Here is a 19,984-nt window from a genome sequence, read left to right as displayed (position 1 = left end):
ACCCACCGAAAAAAGATCTGCCATGAGAAGAGCTGCCGTGCGTGCCGCCGTGCACAGGTTCATCAAGCGTCTGCTGGAAAACCGCGAATTTAATGACCGCACCAGCCTGGCGGAGCTGGGCCTGGAGAAGGCGGATATCGAGGACCTGATCTTCCATCTGGAAGATGAATTCGGACTGACGGCATTCACCGCCGAAGAAGATCACATGCTCAAGACCGCGAAAACCGCGAACGACTTGAGCCGGTTTCTGATCGAGATCGGGCGACACTGAAAAGCAAAAGATCGCAGTCTTCGGCAGCGCCTGCACATTTTCATGCAGACGCTGCCGAAGACTGCGATCTCTTTAACTTCAAATCCTTGCTATTCAGATCGGGGCATTAGCGCCGACGCTGCTGACGCCGACGCTGTTCGTCATCAGTGCGAATCGGGACCGGTTGCAGAGGCGGTTCGATCAAGCCGAGGGCAACACCCAAATCGTGCAGCCAGTTTTGAATTTTCTCTTTCATCGTCATGCCCCCTTCAGGGTGGTGCTGAGCGTCCGGAATTCTGAGGCCGCTTCGCACTGATAATAGTCCGAAGTCCTACGCAATGCTCAGGGAAATCCGCAATGATCTGTTACCAGATTGATCAGAATCCCTGACCGATCGTTCAAGCGATTTCCCGAGTGTCTTCGCCAGCCACGGGATAGAGCGCCTGCTGCTGTTCGATCCACGCATTGAGATTGGCGCCGACCATGCCCCGGCGCCACATGAGCCAGGTTGTCGCACTGGCAAACGGCTCGGCCAGCGGGTGCACCGCGACACTTTCACGCCCTGGCAGGCTGGCGAGCATCGACTCCGACATCAGCGCCACGCCGCTACCAGCAATCACGCAAGCCAGCATCCCTTGATAGGACTCGATCTCCATCGCCCGGCCCATCGCCGCGTGATAGTGCGCGAACCACGACTCCAGCCGCGCACGGTAGGCGCAGCCATGACGAAAGGTGAACACCGCCCGCCCCTCGACATCCTTGGCACTGCGCACCGGCGGGTGATCCGGTTCGCTGATCAACACCAGCCGTTCATTGCACAGCGGCACTCCGTCGATCCCGGCCAACTGCGGCGGGCCATCCACCAGTGCTGCATCGAGGCGCCCGGTGAGCAAACCTTCCAGCAACTCGCCGCTGGGCCCGGACTGCACCTGCAAATTCACCGCCGGATACTGCTTGTGATACCGCGCCAACAGCGCCGGTAAATGAATCGCAGCGGTGCTGTACAGGGTGCCGAGCACGAAATCCCCCGCCGGTTGCCCGCCCATCACCGCCGCACTGGCCTGATCACGCAGGGCGAACAATTTCCCGGTGTAGTCCAGCAGGACTTTTCCGGCAGGCGACAACTGCAAACGCTGACGCTCGCGGACGAACAGTTCGACGCCCAATTGCTCTTCGAGCTGCTTGAGTCGGGTCGACAGGTTCGATGGCACGCGGTGCAAACGCTCGGCGGCGCGGGTTATCGAGCCCTCCTCCGCCACGGCCTGGAAAATTCGCAGTTGGCTGAACTCCACAACCTTTCTCCTTAACAGAACAAGTTACTCACTATTATTCAATTTTAAAGAAAGTCAATCAGTCCTAGCCTGACGGTCATTGAACCTCCAACGGAATCCAGACCATGTCGCCGCTGATTCGCTTATCCGCCAGTTTCATTGCCCTGATGATGGCCATGGGCATCGGGCGTTTCGCCCTCACGCCGCAACTTCCCCACCTGATCAGCGAAGGGCAGATCGACCTGACCGCCGCCGGTCTGATTGCGGCAGCCAACTACCTCGGTTATCTGCTCGGCGCCGTGGACGCGATGTTTTCCCGCAGACCCGATCAGGTACAGCGTCGCCTGCACGGCGGTTTGTGGCTATGCGTGCTGCTGACGCTGGCGTCGTTCTGGGCCAACGATTTCTGGTCGCATCTGCTGCTGCGTTTCGGCACCGGCGTGGCGAGTGCCTGGGTGCTGGTGATGATTACTGCGCTGAGTCAGCCGCTGGCTGCGGCGGCTGGTCGCCCACGGTTGGGCGCACTGGTATTCGCCGGGCCGGGGCTGGGGATCTTTCTGACGGGGTTGCTGGCGCTGTTCTCACATCTGGCGCAGCAGACGTCCGCCACTCTGTGGCTGATCTACGCCGCCGTGGCGCTGGTGATGTTGTTGGGGATCGTGCGGATCCTGCCGCAACCGGTCGTCGGAGCAAGCGTCGCACCTGCCGCCGCCAATTCTTCGAATCGCGGCATTGGACGGTTGGCGGTGGTGTATGCCTTGTATGGCGTGGGCTACATCATTCCGGCCACGTTTCTGTCGCAGATGGCCAACGCGCAGTTTCACGGACAATGGCAGGCGGATCTGTTCTGGCCATGCTTCGGCCTCGGCGCCGCGATTGGCGTGTTGTTGGTGAGTCTGCGTCGGCACGATCCGGACACCACCCGTCACTGGTTGATGGCGACGTTGTGGCTGCAGGCCGCCGGGGTGTTTGCCTGCCTGTTGGGCAGCGGCCTCGGTCTGGCCTTGGGCGTGATCCTGTGCGGCACGCCGTTCCTGGCCTGCATGCAACTGGTGATGCAACGCTCCCGGGAACTGGCGCCCCACGCCACCCAGCGCAACGCCGGCCTGCTCACCGCGTGCTTCGCTGTCGGGCAGCTCAGCGGGCCGTTGCTGGCGGCGGTCAGCAGCCACTTCAGCGGTGGCCTGCAACCGGCGCTGGTGGTCGCCGGCAGCGGTCTGCTGATTGCCGGCGGCCTGGCGTGGAAACCGCTTACGGCTGGCCGAGTGCTTTGCGCAAACGCCGACGCACCCACTGTTCCGCGCTGACGAAGGTGATGCCGAGCAACACCAGCACGGCGCCGATGATGAAATTCATGCTGAGTTTTTCGCCGAGCAGCACCACGCCGAACGTGACGCCGAACAACGGCGTCATGAAGGAAAACACCGCGAGGTTGGCCGCCAGATAACGGCGCAGCAGCCAGAACCAGGTCAGGTAACTGAAGAACGACACCACCAGCCCCTGGAACAGCACGCTGCCCACTGCCACGACGGTCAGGCTGATGTGGGTGATCTGGCCGCTGAGCAGCGCGATCAACAGCAGGCCGACGAAGCCGACGATCAACTGGTAAAAAAGCGTCAGCGTCACCGGTGCTTCCGACAGGCGCGAAGCGCGCACCACCACGGTGGTCGCGCCCCAACTGGCACCGGCCAGCACGCCGAGGGCATCACCCATCAACATGCGGTGATCGAGATTGTCCCACGACACACCGCCGGCAAACGCCACGGCAATCCCGACGAACGCCATGAAGATCCCCAGCCATTGCACCGGCCGCAGACGCTCGCTGGGCAACAGGAAATGCACGCCCAGCGCAGTGAAGATCGGCGCGGTGTAAAGGAACACCGACATGTGCGCTGCGGTGGTCAACTGCAGGCCTTCGGAGATAAACAGGAACTCCAGACCGAACAAGGCACCGGCCAGCAAGCCGCCACGCCATGTAGCACCGACCTGATCCCAGCCACCCTTCCAGCAGATGAGCAGTCCTACCAGCAGCGCGGAAATCCCCGACCGCCCCGCCGCCTGCATCACGGGCGCAATATCGGTCGCCGCCCACTTGATCATCACCTGCTGCACGCCCCAGATCAGGCACAGGCCGATCATCACTTGCAGGGCAAAGCCGTCGGCACTGCGCCGACTGACGCTCACCGCAACACCTCGAACACACACGTCATGGCAGTTTTCCAATGGTCAACACAAAGCCCCGGCTCTTCGTCCGGGGCGAAAAATGCTCTCGGGGATTATTAACCAGTTGGCCAGAAAAAGCCGTCTGGAAAAGACACTTCGTTCTCCTGAAGCGTCAGAGCTGAATGGCTGACGGCTCGCGATGACGTCAGTTCAGTCACCAACATTACCCGGCGGATTGGCCAAATCTTCTAGCCACCCTCCATCCCACCGAACAGGCAACAGTCGTGGCGAATGTCCCCCACGCCCAATCCAGCAACGTCACCTGCACCGACCAGCCGCGCAACGTCGCCCAATTGGTCAGGTCATAGGTGCCATACGCGATCAGCCCGAGCAACGCACCCATGCGGGCGGCACGTTGCCAGGTCATCGCCGGCAACACCACAAACGCCACACAACCGAAAACGTACAGGCAATAAAAAACCGCTGCTGGCGCCAGCAACGGTTTTTCGAGCATCAGCGAACCGAGCAGTTCGCGATAGGTCGGCGCCATCAACACGCCAAGCCAGACGCCGTCGAGCAGTAGAAACGTCAGCAACGTGGCGACGTAGGCAATCAGTGCTTTTTTCATCTGCCCGACCTCAAGTGAGCCCATGCAACATGGGCCACGTCAGGCTCAGGTTAGTTCAATGCGATCGGCATGAATGACGATCTTGCCTTCCTTGTACAGCGAACCGATGGCCTTCTTGAAGTTACCCTTGCTGACACCGAACAGGCTGCTGATCAACGCCGGGTCGCTCTTGTCGCTGACGGCCAGGGTGCCATCGTTTTCGCGCAACTTGGCGAGGATCTTCGAACTCAGGCTGCTGGCCGCTTCCTGACCCACCGGTTGCAGGCTCAGGCTGATCTTGCCGTCGGCGCGCACTTCCTTGATGAAGCCTTTCTCGCGCATGCCGGAACGCATGAACTTGAAGATTTCGTTCTTGTGAATCAAACCCCAGTGCTTGTTGTTGATGACGGCCTTGAAACCCATGTCGGTGGATTCGGCCACCAGCAGATCAACTTCCTGGCCCACGCTGTAGTTGGCCGGGGTCTTGTCGAGGTAGCGATCAAGACGTGCGGTGGCGGTGATGCGGCGGGTGTGTTTGTCGAGGTAGACATGCACCACGCAGTATTCGCCGGCGGTCATCTGGCGTTTTTCTTCGGAGTAAGGCAGCAGCAGATCCTTCGGCAGGCCCCAATCGAGGAAGACACCGATACTGTTGACTTCAACAACTTTCAAACTGGCAAATTCACCGACCTGAACTTTTGGTTTTTCAGTGGTGGCAATAAGTTTGTCATCGCTGTCCAGATAAATGAAAACATTGAGCCAGTCTTCATCTTCGCTGGGAATATCTTTAGGGATATAACGGTTGGGCAAAAGAATTTCGCCATCGGCACCGCCGTCCAGATATAAACCGAAGTTAGTGTGTTTTACCACTTGCAAACTGTTGTAGCGCCCGACTAAAGCCATTTCCAATACCCTCATTGCGTGGGCGGCATTCTACCCGGTTTTGCCGGGTTCGTTGGCCGGCAGATCCTTCCGCCGACTGAAAATTTGCGCGAAGCCTTGATTTTCCTTGGTTTGCCGCCGAGCGGGCGCCACTCGTCAGACCGACCCAACGATTCTGTGGCGGGCCAAGCCTTCGTCATGAGCACCGAAAGCGATAAATGTTGTTATTTAAAACAGCAGCTTAGCGGGATATTTCGAATAATTAATCGAGAATAATCCACCCGCACGCTGGGTTATTCCGGGGGATATTTACCAAGCAATTGTCAAGTTATTCCTGTACGATGCCTGGCCGAGTTACTTTTCTACAGGTTAATGGCCGCCATGCGTGTAAAAGCATCCACCAGCAAAGCAAAGCCAGCTCCAGCCGTTGAAACCAGCGAATCGATCAACGATCAGATCGCGGCATTCCTCAAGTCCGGCGGCGAAATCCAGCAAATTGCCAAGGGCGTCAGCGGCCAGACGTTCGGCCCGTCCAAGCAGATCAGCCTGGGCAAGAAGTAACACCCCGCAACACCCCAGTCCCAAGGCGCTTTGAGCTTCGAAGCGTCTGGACCGGAACCCTCGCAAGACTTCTTTCGCGTTTAATCAAATCAACAAAACATCAGAAATCGACGAACGGCCCTCGATGCCGATCATTCGCCGGTATCCTTGCACGCGTCTGGATCAAGCGTTTCAGCAGGTACGTCGCCCTGCGCTCGCTGTTCAAGGAGTGACGCATGCTCAAACCCCTCTGTTTATTTCTTGCAGGACTGCTGGCGAGTCCGGTGGCGCACGCGCAGATTTTCCAGCGTGAACTCGGCGACTTCGACCTCAAGCTCGGCACCACGCCCAGCCGCAGCATGGCCCAGGGTCTGGTCAAACCTTCTGCCGCCGGCTCGTTCCACGGCGGCCTCGATCTGACCCATGACAGCGGCCTCTATGTCGGCCAGTACGCGCCGAGCATGGGACTGACGCCCGGAAAAAACCTGGAAATCGACTCTTACGTCGGCTTCAAACAACCCTTCGATCAAACCCTCGGCTACGAAGTCGGGATGATCCATTACAGCTACCCCAAGGTCGACACCCTCGACAGCCAGGAACTGTTCGGTGGCCTGACCCTGCTCGGCAACCGCTTCGGCATCGCGCTGAGCAACGATCCGGACAAACAGAACAACACCTTGTTTGCCGATCTGCGCGGCAACCAGCCGTTCGGCATCGGGATCAGCATGAAATACACCACCCATCAGCTCAATACTCCGGTCTCAGTGGACGGTGGGTACGTCAGTAGTTTTACCGATTGGTCAGTGAAATTTTCCCGGCCGGTGATGGGCGTCGATCTGGACCTGATCTACAGCAACTCCAGCCTCAGCGGCAGCGATTGCTCTGCCTATTCCGGGCACAACAGCCAATGCGACGGGCTGGTCACGCTCAAGGCCGAACGCGCGTTCTATTGATTGGCTGAACTGCCGGGAGCATCCTGCGTTCACATAAGAATCAGACGCCAGGCTTTCGCAAGGACTCGCTCATGTCTCGCTGGTTCAAACACTGCGCCACCCTGCTGATCTTCACCCTCGCCCTCGACGCGTGCAGTCGAGTTGGCCTGGCCTATCGCAATCTCGATGTGATCATTCCGTGGACGCTCGGCGACTACCTGGACATGACCGGCGAGCAGAAAGGCTGGTTCAACGAACGCCTCAAGGAACACCTGAGCTGGCACTGCACCACGCAGTTGCCGGGGTATCTGGATTGGCTGGATCGCCTGCAAACCATGGTCGAGACCAATCAGGTCACCGACGCCGCGCTCCAGGCCCGCACCATGGAAGCCAAGCAGGCGATTGCCGAAACCGCCCGGGAAATCACGCCGTCGGCCATCGAGTTGCTGCAAGGGCTGGATGACAAACAGGTCGCGGAAATGAACGACGCGTTTGCCAAGGATCTGCGCAAACGTCAGCAAGAATATGTGAAGCCACCCCTGGCCCAGCAGATTGCCGAACGTGGCGCACGCATGGACAAACGCCTCAATGACTGGCTCGGGCCACTAAGTACTACCCAAGAACAACGCGTGATGGCGTGGTCGACAGCCCTGGGCGACCAGAACACTCAATGGATCGCCAACCGTGCTCACTGGCAACAACAGTTCAGTGCCGCCGTCGCCCAGCGCAAGAGCCCGGAATTCCCACAGCGGATCGAGACGCTTCTGGTCTATCGCGAGCGTTTATGGACAGACGATTACCGCAAAGCCTACGCCGACACCGAAGCCCAGGCACGCTCGCTGGCGGTCGATCTGATGGCGCAAAGCACACTGCAACAACGCCAGCGCTTGTTGAAGAAGATCGAAGGGGTGCGCAAGGACTTCAATGATTTGAAGTGTTTGAAGGCCGTTAAACAGAATTAGAAAACCACCGGATCGCAGCCCTCGTCAGCTCCTGCAGAATATGCGGAGCTGCCGAGGGCTGCGATCTTTTGCGTTCCAGGATTCAGGCAATTTGCGCCTTCGACGCCACCCGATCAAACGTCGCCTCATCCAGCGCATCCAGCTGTTCATCCAGCACCTGGCGCGGATGATCGTTACCGGGAATGCTGCTGTCGATCAGGCTCAACAGACTCGATCCGCGAGGAGTCAGACTGAAGTTGTTGCCGGTGCTGCCTTCATCGTCGCCACGGGGCCCGATAAAACCGCGCAGGAGCAGTAATTGCTCATACTCACAGGCGATGGTTTTCAGATGATCCAGATTCCCGATAGGCTCGCCCGCCGCCGCTTTTTCCGCTGCATAGTCTTCGGCATAAGAGCGCGGTGCAAAGCTGTGGCCCGCGCCGTTCTGCACTTCATGCAGCAGGCGTTCAATCAAATCCCAGTTATAAGTCGTCATCCTGATTCAACCTCCGGTGCGCGTGATTAATGGCGCTGTCTTAGGTTGTGACCCAAGCGGGCAATAGCCGTTCAGCTTCATTTACGGCCCCGACCGACCGGCGGTCTGTCGATTTCCGACAGCGTTGAGCGACTAGTCTGAGAGAGACGGTTTCAACCCCGCAGGAGAAATCATCATGAACGTTGAGAATCATCCGGTGGTGTCGCGCGAAGAATGGCTCGCTGCCCGCAAGCAGCATCTGGCCGATGAAAAGGCCTTCACCAAAGAACGCGACCGCCTCAGCGCCAAACGTCGCGCCCTGCCCTGGGTGAAGGTCGACAAGGATTACCGCTTCATGGGGCCGAACGGTGAACTGAAACTCGCCGACCTGTTTGGCAAACACAGTCAACTCGTCGTTTACCACTTCATGTTCGCCAAAGGCTGGGAGGAAGGCTGCCCGGGCTGCTCGTTCCTCAGCGACCACATCGACGGCGCCAATCAACACCTGGCCCATCACGACATTGCGCTGGTGGTGGTGTCCCACGCGCCATTCGCCGAATTCCAGGCCTTCAAGCGGCGGATGGGCTGGAAATTCGACTGGGTGTCGTCGGACGGCTCCGATTTCAACTACGACTTCGGCGTTTGCGCCCACGCTGAAGACGCCGAAGCCGGAAAGGCTACGTACAACTACGAAAAGACCGACAGTGGCGAAGAGGAAATGCCGGGACTGAGCGTGTTCTACCGCGCCAATAACGGCGAGATTTTCCACACCTACTCAACCTACGCTCGCGGACTCGACATGCTGGTCGGTGCCTACAACTACCTCGACCTCACGCCCAAGGGCCGGAATGAGGACGAGATCATGGAGTGGGTGCGGCATCATGATCGGTATGACGGAGAGCAAAAATCCAGTTGCTGTCACGGAGACTGAGCCTGCAAAGACACTGAACTTTTGATTGGCCACAGCCCTCAACCGGTTAACCCGCCTTAACCGGATCTGAGGCCTGCCCCCATGAAAACCCTGCTCAAACTCACACTCGCCGCCACACTCGCCTGCGCCCTGCCCGTCTGGGCCTGCACCCCGGAAGAAGCCACCGCCAAGCGCGAACAACTGGCCAGGGAAGTCGCGAAACTCACCGAGCAAAACCCGGCCAAGGCCAAGGAAATCAACGCCGAGTTGCAGAAGATGGACCTGGGTACGGCATCCGCCGACCTGCCGGACAAATGCCAGTTGATTGATCAGCGGCTGAAGGAACTGGATTCGGCCGAGAAGAAAACCGAGGGCTGACAGCCCCCTCAACACCGCAGGCTTTGGCATCTACCGCTCGTAATCGATGCCAAAGTCTGCGTCCTTCCGTCCGGATAATTGCATTAATGCATTTTTATATTTGCATCAATGCATATTCAGGCCTAGGGTTACTTCGAGCCTGATCGGAACCGGCCATCGGAGATGGCAACCCATTCACTGCCGATCACTCACAAAAAATCGCTACATCCACAACGCTGGACGTTTGTTTTCATTCATGGAGGATTGAAAAATGTTAACCACTGAAACAACGCAATACACCGGCAACACCCTGCCCGGGTGCCTGACCGGCCATCTGCTCGACGCGCAACTGGTCGAGGTCGAAGCAGCGCCACAGGTCGAGGCGCTGGCAGCCTCTAGCCTCAACTTCACGATGCAGCAACAGACCCAGACCAACTGGTGCTGGGCCGCGGTTTCCGCTTCGGTCGGCAACTATTACGGCACCGGGTCCTGGACCCAGTGCGGCGTGGCCAGCACTCAACTGGACCGCAACTGCTGCAGTCAGCCGGGGCCGTGCAACGTCTACGGCTATCTGGATTCGGCCCTGCAAACCACCCGCAGCTACAACGGGATGAATCAGGGTTCGTTGCAGATGTCGGCCATCCAGAACCAGATCAACATGGGCCGGCCTGTCGGCCTGCGTTGTGCCTGGTACGGCGGCGGTGCGCACTTTCTGACGATCTATGGCACCAATGGCAATTACGTGCTGGTCGCGGATTCGATCTACGGCTACTCGACCCGCGCACTGAACTCGTTCCCCGGTTCCTACAACGGTGGCGGCAACTGGACTCACACTTACTTCACGGCGAAAAACTAGGAGGGCAACATCATGCAACTGACTTATCCAAAGGCGCCCTCCAACGGCGTACAGACATTGCGTCCGGTACTGCAAGCCGCATTGCAGACCCAGGGCTTTGGCATCAATCGCCAGTTCGCCAGCGCTGCACCGGCGAAAATCAGCCTGAGCGAAGCCTATCGCGGCTACTCGCTCAGCCTGGAGGATCTGAGCCAGGGCAAAGGCCTGAAGGACGCCCGGGTCGGCGACTGGCATTACCTGGTGTTTGCCGACGGTGTGTCGATTGCCGATGCGCAATTGGCCGAAGTCCGCGGGCACGTCGAGTTTGCCTCGTTGAACCACGGCAATCTGGCGGCCGCCACGGTCGATGCGTTGAAACTGGCCGAGCAATCGCCACAGTTGCAGGGCAAAACCGTTGAACTGCGCGTGTTGTTCGTTTCGGCGCTGCATGTTGTAGCGATCTGGCTGCACGCGGCGGGTGAAGATGTGCTGATCCCGATCGAGCCAACGCCCAAGGAGTTGGTGCTGCCCGGGCTGTACAGCGAGGCAGCCCTGCTCGCACAGCTCAAACCCAAGGCGGATCAGGCAAAGCAGCGCTTTGACGCCGACACCCGTGGGCAGTTGGGAAGCTGACAAACGCAGGCAATAAAAAAACCCGGACACTGTCCGGGTTTTTTTATTGCCTGAAACGACTTACTCAGCCGCAGGTGCTGCCGGCTTGCGGCGCTTGAGCGGGGCCATGCCGTCGCTGCTCACCAGAGAATCCGGCTTCGGACGGTTGGCGCTCTTGCGCTTGGTCGGGGTCTTGGCGGCGGTTTTCTTCTTGTCGCCCTTGGCGTCGGTCTTTTTCTTCTTCACGCCAACGGCCTTGCCCGAGGCCTTGACCTTTTTCGGTCCGCCGTAGGTGCCTTTGACTTCCTTGATGGTGCGGCGCTCGAAGCTCTGCTTCAGATAACGCTCGATGCTCGACATCAGGTTCCAGTCGCCGTGGCAGATCAGCGAGATCGCCAGGCCGTCATTGCCGGCACGGCCGGTACGACCGATGCGGTGTACGTATTCGTCGCCGCTGCGTGGCATGTCGAAGTTGATCACCAGATCCAGACCATCAACGTCCAGACCACGGGCCGCGACGTCGGTGGCCACCAGAATCTTCACGCCGCCCTGCTTCAGACGGTCGATCGCCAGTTTGCGATCCTTCTGGTCTTTCTCGCCGTGCAGCACAAACGCCTTGTATTCCTGAGCCACGAGGCGGCCGTAGATGCGGTCGGCCATGGCCCGGGTGTTGGTGAAGACGATGGCCTTCTGATAGGTCTCGTTGGCCAGCAGCCAGTTCACAATCTGTTCTTTGTGCTGGTTGTGGTCGGCGGTGATGATCTGCTGACGGGTGGTCGAGTTCAGCTGGCTGACCGCGTTGAGCTGCAGGTGCTCAGGGTTGTTCAGGACCTTGGCGATCATCTCGCGCAGGCCGGAACCGCCGGTGGTGGCGGAGAACAGCATGGTCTGCTGACGGTTCGGGCATTCGTCCACCAGACGCTGCACGTCTTCGGCGAAACCCATGTCGAGCATGCGGTCGGCTTCGTCGAGTACCAGCACTTCGACTTCCTTGAGGTCGAGGTTGCCGGCGTTCAATTGCTCGATCATCCGGCCCGGGGTGCCGATCAGGATATCCGGCACCTTGCGCAGCATGGCAGCCTGGACCTTGAAGTCTTCGCCGCCGGTGATCAGGCCGGACTTGATAAAAGTGAACTGCGAAAAGCGCTCGACTTCCTTCAGGGTCTGCTGGGCCAGCTCGCGGGTCGGCAGCAGGATCAGGGTCTTGATGCTGACGCGAACCTTGGCCGGGCCGATCAGGCGGTTGAGGATCGGCAGGACGAAAGCGGCGGTCTTGCCGCTACCGGTTTGCGCCGTCACCCGCAGGTCACGCCCCTGAAGCGCCAGCGGAATGGCCGCGGCTTGCACAGGCGTTGGCTCGACAAATTTCAGCTCGGCCACGGCTTTGAGCAGGCGTTCGTGCAGGGCGAATTGGGAAAACACGGGTGCTACCTCGAAGATATGCAAAAAATCAGCTGCATAGGTTACCGGTTTCGAGCGCTCAGGCCGAGTTTCTTTGTGAAATCAGCCGTAATCAGTGGCTTTTTTGTTGCTCGATTTGTCTCCAACGGTAATACACAGCGTCTTAAATGCTCTAATCCCCCGTCGCGTCTTACAGAAGAATCGTCTCCCTCATGGATTTCAAACAGCTCTGGCTCAACGCCCAAGACCTCTGGGGTGCCCTCGATCAGCACCCGCTCCTGCACGCCGGCCTGGCACTGATCCTGCTGCTGGTGATCGCACTGGTCCTCGGACGAGTGGCGCGTTACCTGATCCTGCATGCCAGCCGCATGCTCGGTCGCCAGCCCGCGCTGCACTGGCTCAACGACTTTCGCCATAACAAGGTGTTCCAGCGCCTGGCGCAGATGACGCCGTCGCTGGTGATCCAGTTCGGCCTGCACCTGGTGCCGGAACTGAGCAAGACCGCCATGGTGTTTCTCGGCAACGTGGCGCTGGCGTTCACCATTTTGTTCCTGCTGCTGTCGGTCAGCGCCCTGCTCAACGCCCTGCTGGACATCTACGCCCGCACCGAACACGCGCGCACCCGCTCGATCAAGGGTTACGTGCAACTGGCGAAAATGGTTTTGTACGTGTTCGGCGCGATCATCATCGTTGCCACCCTGATCGACCGTTCGCCGCTGTTGCTGCTGTCCGGTCTGGGTGCGATGTCGGCGGTGATCCTGTTGGTCTACAAGGACACCCTGCTGTCGTTCGTCGCCAGCGTGCAACTGACCAGCAACGACATGCTGCGGGTCGGCGACTGGATCGAAATGCCGCAAGTCGGCGCCGATGGCGACGTGGTCGACATCACCCTGCACACGGTCAAGGTGCAGAACTTCGACAAGACCATCGTCTCGATCCCGACCTGGCGCCTGATGTCCGAGTCGTTCAGAAACTGGCGCGGCATGCAGCAGTCCGGCGGGCGGCGGATCAAGCGCAGTCTGTTCATCGACGCCAGCGGCGTGCGTTTCATCCGCGACGATGAAGAAGAAAAACTCTCCCAGGTACACCTGCTGACCGCCTACATGGGCCGCAAGAAAGCCGAGCTCAAGGCCTGGAACGAGGCGCAGGGCAACGTCGCGGCGATGTCGGCCAACCGCCGGCGCATGACCAACATCGGCACCTTCCGCGCCTATGCCTTGGCTTACCTGAAGAGCCACCCGGAAATCCAGCCGAACATGACCTGCATGGTCCGCCAGATGCAGACCACGGCCCAGGGCATTCCGCTGGAAATCTACTGCTTTACCACCACCACGGTGTGGGCCGATTACGAGCGGATCCAGGGGGATATTTTCGATTACCTGCTGGCGGTGCTGCCGGAATTTGGGTTGAGTCTGTATCAGCAGCCGAGCGGTGGGGATTTGCGTTCCGGGATATTGCCGGCAGTGTTGGGCTCGGCGCACATACCCGAGGCTGAAAAACATCTGATGTAAAACCACCGATCAAATGTGGGAGCGAGCTTGCTCGCGAATGCAGCAGGTCATTCAACATAAATGTCGACTGACATGACGCCTTCGCGAGCAAGTCGAGTCGTCGCACCGCCGCTCCCACAGGGATTGCATTCAGCTCAGAAGTGGCGGGTTACTTGGCCTGCCGCTGCGGTGCCTTGTGCACCATGGTGTAGGCGTAGTCGACGCCCATGCCGTACGCGCCGCTGTGTTCCAGCACCAGGTCCATCACCGCCTGATAAGTGTCTTTGTGCGCCCAGTCACGCCGATAACAGATCAAAAGGGATTGGGGGCGCATCTGCCAGCAAGTCTTAGCTGGCATAGGCACCAACGGTGCCCCCTTACATGGCAGATTAATTTCGCCGTTCTGGCGTTTCTATGCGCATGGCAAGGATGCCTTGGTCAAAGCTCAAAAAGGGGGCATCTCCTTTTTCAGACGGCTTTGCTGGAGTTCTCTGTTTTGGCAGCGGCTTCGGTTGGGGGGGCGGTTCGCTGGTTGGTGGCTGCGGACTTGCAGGAACTGTTGCTGGAGCAATAGGCGCTTTAGAGGCTGCCGCCGAGACGACGGGCTGAGTGGTGTAAACGAAGGCGAAGACTGCAATTCCCAGCGATGCGCCGCCGAGCATTAATAGGCCTCGGCAACTGACCTTGTAAAAGAAACTCTCTGCTTGCTCAATCGGATCGCCTACCATTTTTTTGAATTCGACTTCAGAGAGGAAGCGATACAGCTTCGATTGCCAATCCAGGCGCAGCTTCTGCTGAATGCTTATAAATTTACGTCCCGACATCACATTCAGAGTCGCATAACCGAATGCAACCGCCATCACAAGTGAAATGAGGTATGGATTGATCTGCAGAGTGAGCCGCGCAACGATTAAGCCCAAGCCTAACGTCAGAGCCGTCGAGATCGCTGCAATCGCCTGCCGGGTCGCATCTGTCGCCTTTGAAGTCTCCTCGGTAACAGCTTTTCGAAGATCTCCCAAGGATTTGAGAGTGTCCTTGGTGATCTCCGAGATCGCCATTTGGTAAGCGATCTTTCCGCAATCCAGCGCCGCAGCAAGGTTCTCCCTGAAATACTGAAGTGCCTCTCCGTCCGCTCTGCCCGATCGAGCGATCTCAGCGGACAGCAGGATATGCTTCACTTCGGCTTCACGTGCGTTGTCAAACACCCAAATTGCGGCATCCTGTACGGCCTTGAAGTCATTCAGCTTGATCTGCGCGGCGCCATCGACCGCTTCTACGAGCGTCAGATTAAGCTTGGGCGGCCCTTTGAAACTGAGCTTGCTCCCCGTCGTGTCGATCTCGTTCGCGAAACAGCGGCTCAGGGCGTCAAAGGCTTGAGTTGCCCAGACCATGTGCAACGTGTCAGCTTCATCGAGCTCATAGCCCTCTGCGAGCAACCAGTGGCTGACATCCTCGGGCACAGTCCGGACGTCAGCTGACTCTTTCACCAAAAGCCTGGGCGACTTCGTCGCTTGAGATTCGACAAAGGGCTCGTTTATGCCCCAGTCACTATACGCGCGAGCCCGAGTATTGAATGGCTTCAGGAGGCCAAGTACGTACCATCGTAATGCGGAATGACCGTTTTCGAGGAAAATTTTAAAACCCGCCTCTGTAGCCACGTACAAGGCCGCAGTCTGATCATGTTCCCGCGGAAGCGGCTTCACGAGCTCTGCGCGAAATGGCCCGAAATCCTCATCCCCTTCTTCGACCTCGGTTTCGCCCCCAGCGCTGTCATACATGGTGATCGACCAAGCAGCAGCGGATGCGGTCTGAGCAATTGACCGAGCAGCACCAGCAGATAAGTCAGACACAATGAGGGTGACATTCCCCTCAGTGATCAGCGCCTGACCTTTACGTGACAGGTCGTTAAGTAGGCTGGCCAGCTTTTGGTGTGACAACGCTGTCCTCCGTGACTCTGTCTGTATCCACGATGATTTGCTTCTTGCCCCCTTTCAGCTCCACCACCTTGACGTTAGGGTTTTCCGCCCTGTCGGGGAACAGGATGGTAACGCCTTCTGTCGTGACGATCTTGCGCATGTAGGGCTGCCGGAGGATCTTGCGATCGGGCTTGAAGCTGAGCTCATGCAACTTGCTCTTTTTAACGCGCGTGCGGGTCTCTTTCTCAAGGCGACCAGCTATCTTTTCATCTTCAGGATGACCAGCAGCCAGCATCACCGCCTCCACGATCGCATTTTCATCGATCAGCGTACGAGTGCCGAGGTTTGCTTGGGCTTTCTTCAGGGCCTTAGCCACGTCTTTGCCTGGGAGATGCTCGATACAGGCCTGGAGTGCCCCCTTGAGCACCTTGCGGGTAAGCTCGCTCAACTCCGTGTCCGAAACATCCCTGGCCACCGACAGGAAGTCGGCGAAGTAATCTGCCAGATCTACGCCATGCTTTGTACGGTCTGTGGCCGAAACATTCTTGTCAGCAACAGCATCGACCACACGGACGAGCGCCGTCTTCTGGATAGCCTTCTTTTCGTCTACCAAGGCGTTAACGATTCGGCGCAGCTTGTTGCCTGGAGCACCATCGTTTTGCTCCAGAGCCAACTTGTAGTCGTACTTTATCAGGCTGTAAATCTTCACAGTGGGGTCTTTGACCGACAGCTCGAACATCAACAAAACCCCATCAGCACTGCCACCAACGTGTGCTCGGTTAAAGCTGGCAGCTAAGCTCTGAGCACCATCGACGAACGGAGTGATCCCGGCCGCAATGGCTTCAATCTCGTCCCGGGTCGTAGATACAGCCTTGAACATAAAGACCGGCGCAGCAGCCATGTCTACAATTTTATCGATAAAGAATGCTTCCTCCTCCAAAGCGCGCTCTGGCTGAGACTCGAAGTTCTTGGTACCCACCACGTGCAGGATCATCCGAGTGATCTTAAGTGAATCTATTTCTTCGTCCGAAAAAAAACTCATGCGATCTCCATGTAAGCAGCACCCTCCTGCCCGGCAAGAGGAACCAAGTGCCTCGGCAGCTACCTAGGCGGCAATGACGCATCAATTGCAGCCTTGCACAGGCCGGTGCCATACCCGTAAACGTGGGATCGGGCGTGATGCAGTGGTCGGAGCATATACGTAAAGACTGGCAAGCAGCCAGTATGCCAGGCCGTGTGTCATTTGGACTGGGATGACCGCTGGAGGGGACCCGCGGCGAGAAGGCGTCAATTCGAAACAGAAAAAGCATCTGGGGCTATCTGGATTGCGCGCCGGCGCATGACCAACATCGGCACCTTCCGCGCCTATGCCTTGGCTTACCTGAAGAGCCACCCGGAAATCCAGCCGAACATGACCTGCATGGTCCGCCAGATGCAGACCACGGCTCAGGGCATTCCGCTGGAGATTTACTGCTTTACCACCACCACGGTATGGGCCGACTACGAGCGGATCCAGGGGGATATTTTCGATTACCTGCTGGCGGTGCTGCCGGAGTTCGGGTTGAGTCTGTATCAGCAGCCGAGCGGTGGGGATTTGCGCTCCGGGATATTGCCGGCAGTCCTTGGCGCGAGCCACATTCCAGAAGCCGAAAAACATTTGATGTAGAGCTTTCTTCAGCGCAAAAAAAAGACGCAACCAGGTTGCGTCTTTTTTTGTCCTGCCGATTTATCAGGCCTGCCGCTGCGGAGCCTTGTGCACCATGGTGTAGGCGTAATCGACGCCCATGCCGTACGCGCCGCTGTGTTCCAGCACCAGGTCCATCACCGCTTGATAAGTGTCTTTGTGCGCCCAGTCACGCTGGTACTCGAGCAGTACTTGCTGCCAGGTCACCGGTACTGCGCCGGCCTGAATCATCCGCTGTACCGACATGTCGTGGGCTTCTTTGGTGGTGCCGCCGGACGCGTCGGTGACGATGTACACCTCGTAGCCTTCAGCCAGGGCTTCCAGTGCCGGAAAGGTCAGGCAGACCTCGGTCCACAGCGCGGCGATGATCAGCTTTTTGCGGCCGGTGGCCTTCACCGCGTCAACCAGCGCCTTGTCTTCCCAGGAGTTCATCGAGGTGCGCTCGATCGGCTTCTGCTCCGGGTGCACCGCCAGCAGTTCCGGCCAGATGTAGCCGCTGAAGCTTTCGGTTTCGACCGAGGTGTAGATGGTCGGCACGTTGAAGATCTTCGCTGCCTTGGCCAGGCCGACGGTGTTGTTCTTCAGGGTCTGACGGTCGATCGACTGCACGCCGAAAGCCATTTGCGGCTGGTGGTCGATCAGGATCAGGGCGGAGTTGGTTGGGTTCAGCAGTTCACGGATAGACATGGCGCGTTCCTTTTGATGTCGATTCAGAGTTTCGATTGGGTAATGGGTGAGTCGAGTGGCTTGCCGTCTGCGGCGTTGTTGTCTCGGCTTGGATGTCACTTTAGGGGCTAGCCGATAAAGGGACAATTCCATAAAATCGAGAATCATTGATTCCAAAAAAGGGACAATCATGGATCGCATCGAATGCATGCGCGCCTTCGTGGTGACGGTCGGCGAGAACGGCTTTGCAGCCGCCGCCCGGGCCATGGACGTGCCCCGGTCGAAAGTCAGCAAACAGATTCAGGCGCTGGAAGAAGCCATCGGCGTGCAGCTGCTGCAACGCACCACCCGCAGCCTGCACCTGACCGAGGCCGGCGCCGAGTATTTCGAAGCGGCGCGGGAAGTGATTGCGGCGCTGGACGAGGCCGAGCAGCGGGCGCGGGACGGGGTGGGCGAATTGCGCGGTGTGTTGCGGGTCAACGCACCGATGTCGTTTGGCTTGCGGCGCCTGGGCAAACTGATCCCGCTGTTCCACGAGCAGCACCCGAACATCGAGTTGCAATTGGTGCTCAGCGATCAGCAGGTCGATCCGGTGCGCGGCGGGTTCGACGTGACCATCCGCATCGCCAGCCTGCCCGATTCGACCATGATCGCCCGACAACTGGCGCCAGCGCCGCGGATCATGGTCGCCTCCCCTGCTTACCTCGAACGCGCGGGTACGCCGCAGACCCCGCAGGATCTGCGCTCACATCAATGCTTGAACTACGGCTATCTGCAGAGTGGCGTCAGCCTGCAACTGTGCAACGGCAAGGAGACGCAGCGGGTCAACGTCACCGGGCCGCTGCACGCCAACAACGGCGACTTGCTGGCGCAAGCGGCCGAGGCCGGCATGGGCATTGCGCTGCTGCCGGACTTCATCGTCGAAGAAGCGCTGGCCGCCGGGCGACTGGTGCCGGTGCTGTGCGAATGGCAAGCCCCGGCGATCACTATCAACGCGGTGTACTCGTCGGCGCGGCGGGTGCCGCAGAAAACCCGCGCGTTTATCGAGTTTCTGGTGGGGCAATTGGCGCCGGCTTGCGAATCCCCAACCGGCTGATCCACACCGCCGCCAGAATCACGCCGCCACCGAGGAACAACCGCCCCAGTTCCTCATGCTGATTCCAGATCAGCAGGTTCAGCAGCAATCCCACCGGCACGTGCAGGTTGTTCATCACCGCCAGGGTGCCGCCGTTGACCAGGCACGCGCCCTTGTTCCACCAGTACAGACCGAGTGCGGTCGAGACCAGACCCAGGAACACCAGCACGCCCCATTGCAGCGGCGCTTCGGGCAGGAAATTGGATTTGCCGAACAGCAGGAACGCCGGCAACGCAACCGCCAGCGCGCCTAAGTAGAAGAAGCCGAAACGCCGGTAGTGCGGCAAATCACTTGGGTGCCTGGCCACCAGATGCTTGTACAGCACCTGCCCGGCGGCGTAGGTGAAGTTGGCCAGTTGCAGCAACAGGAAGCCCATGAAGAAGTCCGGGTTGATCCGGTCATAGCGAATCACTGCAGCACCGCACACGGCCACCAGCGCCGCGATCAGCGCCCATGGATTGAAGCGGCGGTTCAGCGCGTCTTCGATCAGCGTCACATGCAACGGCGTGAGGATGGTGAACAGCAGCACTTCCGGCACCGTCAGCACCCGGAAGCTCAGGTACAGGCAGACGTAGGTCACGCCGAACTGCAACGCGCCGATCAGCAGCATGCCGCGCATGAACGCCGGTTCCACCGAACGCCAGCGCGTCAGTGGGATGAACACCAGCCCGGCCAGCACCACACGCACCAGCACCGCGAAGTAGCTGTCGACATGCCCGGCCAGGTATTCGCCGATCAGACTGAAGGAAAACGCCTGGATCAGCGTGACAATAAGTAGATAGCCCATGGTCGCCTCGATTTCGAATGGCGGCGACGATAGCGGTTTTTGCTTCAGACCGCGAACCCTCAGACAACGGTGACCCTGTGGGAGTGGGCTTGCCCGCGATGAGGGCGTGTCAGCACACAAATCTATGGCT

22 protein-coding genes and 2 pseudogenes are annotated in these 19,984 nt (G+C 58.8%); 12 read left to right on the top strand and 12 right to left on the bottom strand.

Going from position 1 to position 19,984, the window contains the following annotated elements; translation table 11 throughout:
* The first annotated feature begins 22 nt into the window (after positions 1 to 22).
* Positions 23 to 271 carry a phosphopantetheine-containing protein gene (locus ACW9HX_RS09800; RefSeq protein WP_096819337.1) on the top strand — a complete coding sequence of 83 codons (249 nt, stop codon included), beginning with the start codon at positions 23 to 25 and terminating at the stop codon, positions 269 to 271.
* A gap of 106 nt (positions 272 to 377) precedes the next feature.
* Here ACW9HX_RS09800 and ACW9HX_RS09795 read toward each other — a convergent pair whose 3' ends face one another.
* Both ACW9HX_RS09795 and ptrR read right to left on the bottom strand, forming a co-directional pair.
* Entirely contained in the window at positions 378 to 506 is a 129-nt protein-coding gene (locus ACW9HX_RS09795; protein ID WP_007914492.1) for a PA1414 family protein, read from the bottom strand.
* Between the two features lie 142 nt (positions 507 to 648).
* Positions 649 to 1,542, bottom strand: coding sequence for a putrescine utilization regulator PtrR (gene ptrR, locus ACW9HX_RS09790; protein ID WP_457380433.1), 894 nt, complete (start codon positions 1,540 to 1,542; stop codon positions 649 to 651).
* A 104-nt stretch (positions 1,543 to 1,646) separates the two neighbouring features.
* On the opposite strand from ptrR, the gene ACW9HX_RS09785 reads away from it, so the two are divergent.
* Positions 1,647 to 2,828 (top strand): MFS transporter, encoded by a 1,182-nt coding sequence (locus ACW9HX_RS09785; RefSeq protein ID WP_457380432.1) that lies wholly within the window; start codon positions 1,647 to 1,649, stop codon positions 2,826 to 2,828.
* Here ACW9HX_RS09785 and ACW9HX_RS09780 read toward each other — a convergent pair.
* From ACW9HX_RS09780 to ACW9HX_RS09770, 3 genes are all read right to left on the bottom strand, one after another.
* Positions 2,773 to 3,705 (bottom strand): DMT family transporter, encoded by a 933-nt coding sequence (locus ACW9HX_RS09780; protein WP_457380431.1) that lies wholly within the window; start codon positions 3,703 to 3,705, stop codon positions 2,773 to 2,775. The genes ACW9HX_RS09785 and ACW9HX_RS09780 overlap by 56 nt on opposite strands.
* A gap of 202 nt (positions 3,706 to 3,907) precedes the next feature.
* Positions 3,908 to 4,312, bottom strand: coding sequence for a DUF2177 family protein (locus tag ACW9HX_RS09775; RefSeq protein WP_457380430.1), 405 nt, complete (start codon positions 4,310 to 4,312; stop codon positions 3,908 to 3,910).
* A 45-nt stretch (positions 4,313 to 4,357) separates the two neighbouring features.
* Entirely contained in the window at positions 4,358 to 5,194 is an 837-nt protein-coding gene (locus tag ACW9HX_RS09770; protein ID WP_096819341.1) for a CvfB family protein, read from the bottom strand.
* A gap of 351 nt (positions 5,195 to 5,545) precedes the next feature.
* Between ACW9HX_RS09770 and ACW9HX_RS09765 the strand changes: the two genes are divergently transcribed.
* The 3 genes from ACW9HX_RS09765 (at position 5,546) to ACW9HX_RS09755 (ending at position 7,607) form a co-directional block, all read left to right on the top strand.
* Entirely contained in the window at positions 5,546 to 5,734 is a 189-nt protein-coding gene (locus tag ACW9HX_RS09765) for a hypothetical protein (protein WP_016985943.1), read from the top strand.
* A 215-nt stretch (positions 5,735 to 5,949) separates the two neighbouring features.
* A complete protein-coding gene (locus ACW9HX_RS09760; protein WP_457380429.1) occupies positions 5,950 to 6,666 on the top strand; it encodes a TorF family putative porin in 717 nt (238 codons plus the stop codon).
* 71 nt (positions 6,667 to 6,737) lie between these two features.
* The gene (locus ACW9HX_RS09755; RefSeq protein WP_457380428.1) at positions 6,738 to 7,607 is read left to right on the top strand and encodes a DUF6279 family lipoprotein; all 870 of its coding nucleotides are present in this window, start codon (positions 6,738 to 6,740) and stop codon (positions 7,605 to 7,607) included.
* Positions 7,608 to 7,689: 82 nt separating this feature from the next.
* Here the strand turns inward: ACW9HX_RS09755 and ACW9HX_RS09750 are convergent, their stop codons facing one another.
* On the bottom strand, positions 7,690 to 8,082 hold the full coding sequence (locus ACW9HX_RS09750) for a transcriptional regulator (protein ID WP_457380427.1): 393 nt from the start codon (positions 8,080 to 8,082) through the stop codon (positions 7,690 to 7,692).
* A gap of 175 nt (positions 8,083 to 8,257) precedes the next feature.
* On the opposite strand from ACW9HX_RS09750, the gene ACW9HX_RS09745 reads away from it, so the two are divergent.
* From ACW9HX_RS09745 to ACW9HX_RS09730, 4 genes are all read left to right on the top strand, one after another.
* Positions 8,258 to 8,992: a DUF899 domain-containing protein gene (locus tag ACW9HX_RS09745; protein ID WP_457380426.1), complete on the top strand. Its 735-nt coding sequence runs from the start codon at positions 8,258 to 8,260 to the stop codon at positions 8,990 to 8,992.
* An 81-nt stretch (positions 8,993 to 9,073) separates the two neighbouring features.
* Entirely contained in the window at positions 9,074 to 9,349 is a 276-nt protein-coding gene (locus tag ACW9HX_RS09740) for a hypothetical protein (RefSeq protein ID WP_457380425.1), read from the top strand.
* 250 nt (positions 9,350 to 9,599) lie between these two features.
* Complete coding sequence (locus ACW9HX_RS09735; protein WP_457380424.1) at positions 9,600 to 10,184, top strand: papain-like cysteine protease family protein; 585 nt, start codon at positions 9,600 to 9,602, stop codon at positions 10,182 to 10,184.
* 12 nt (positions 10,185 to 10,196) lie between these two features.
* The gene (locus ACW9HX_RS09730; RefSeq protein WP_457380423.1) at positions 10,197 to 10,796 is read left to right on the top strand and encodes a hypothetical protein; all 600 of its coding nucleotides are present in this window, start codon (positions 10,197 to 10,199) and stop codon (positions 10,794 to 10,796) included.
* Positions 10,797 to 10,856: 60 nt separating this feature from the next.
* On the opposite strand, the gene ACW9HX_RS09725 is transcribed toward ACW9HX_RS09730, so the two are convergent.
* The gene (locus ACW9HX_RS09725; protein WP_457380422.1) at positions 10,857 to 12,197 is read right to left on the bottom strand and encodes a DEAD/DEAH box helicase; all 1,341 of its coding nucleotides are present in this window, start codon (positions 12,195 to 12,197) and stop codon (positions 10,857 to 10,859) included.
* Positions 12,198 to 12,388: 191 nt separating this feature from the next.
* Here ACW9HX_RS09725 and ACW9HX_RS09720 point away from each other — a divergent pair, with 191 nt between their 5' ends.
* Positions 12,389 to 13,687 (top strand): mechanosensitive ion channel family protein, encoded by a 1,299-nt coding sequence (locus ACW9HX_RS09720; RefSeq protein ID WP_457380421.1) that lies wholly within the window; start codon positions 12,389 to 12,391, stop codon positions 13,685 to 13,687.
* Between the two features lie 148 nt (positions 13,688 to 13,835).
* On the opposite strand, the pseudogene ACW9HX_RS09715 reads toward ACW9HX_RS09720, so the two are convergent.
* The 3 genes and pseudogenes from ACW9HX_RS09715 to ACW9HX_RS09705 all read right to left on the bottom strand — a co-directional run.
* Positions 13,836 to 13,973: pseudogene (locus ACW9HX_RS09715) on the bottom strand (hydrolase); the annotation flags it as partial.
* Positions 13,974 to 14,055: 82 nt separating this feature from the next.
* Positions 14,056 to 15,603, bottom strand: coding sequence for a hypothetical protein (locus tag ACW9HX_RS09710; RefSeq protein ID WP_457380420.1), 1,548 nt, complete (start codon positions 15,601 to 15,603; stop codon positions 14,056 to 14,058).
* Positions 15,572 to 16,624, bottom strand: coding sequence for a hypothetical protein (locus tag ACW9HX_RS09705; RefSeq protein ID WP_457380419.1), 1,053 nt, complete (start codon positions 16,622 to 16,624; stop codon positions 15,572 to 15,574). Before ACW9HX_RS09705 ends, ACW9HX_RS09710 begins: the two co-directional genes overlap by 32 nt.
* Positions 16,625 to 16,912: 288 nt before the next feature.
* On the opposite strand from ACW9HX_RS09705, the pseudogene ACW9HX_RS09700 reads away from it, so the two are divergent.
* A pseudogene (locus ACW9HX_RS09700) lies at positions 16,913 to 17,248 on the top strand (mechanosensitive ion channel family protein); the annotation flags it as partial.
* A 63-nt stretch (positions 17,249 to 17,311) separates the two neighbouring features.
* Here ACW9HX_RS09700 and ACW9HX_RS09695 read toward each other — a convergent pair.
* Positions 17,312 to 17,953, bottom strand: a complete 642-nt coding sequence (locus ACW9HX_RS09695) for a hydrolase (RefSeq protein WP_007956548.1) — start codon at positions 17,951 to 17,953, stop codon at positions 17,312 to 17,314.
* Positions 17,954 to 18,122: 169 nt separating this feature from the next.
* Between ACW9HX_RS09695 and ACW9HX_RS09690 the strand changes: the two genes are divergently transcribed.
* On the top strand, positions 18,123 to 19,028 hold the full coding sequence (locus tag ACW9HX_RS09690) for a LysR family transcriptional regulator (protein ID WP_085605645.1): 906 nt from the start codon (positions 18,123 to 18,125) through the stop codon (positions 19,026 to 19,028).
* Here ACW9HX_RS09690 and ACW9HX_RS09685 read toward each other — a convergent pair.
* The gene (locus tag ACW9HX_RS09685) at positions 18,973 to 19,854 is read right to left on the bottom strand and encodes a carboxylate/amino acid/amine transporter (protein WP_457380418.1); all 882 of its coding nucleotides are present in this window, start codon (positions 19,852 to 19,854) and stop codon (positions 18,973 to 18,975) included. The two genes, ACW9HX_RS09690 and ACW9HX_RS09685, sit on opposite strands and share 56 nt — an antisense overlap.
* Positions 19,855 to 19,984 lie beyond the last annotated feature (130 nt).

The organism is Pseudomonas sp. SDO52101_S400 (assembly GCF_054071635.1).
This window is presented reverse-complemented; position numbering and strand designations above follow the sequence as displayed.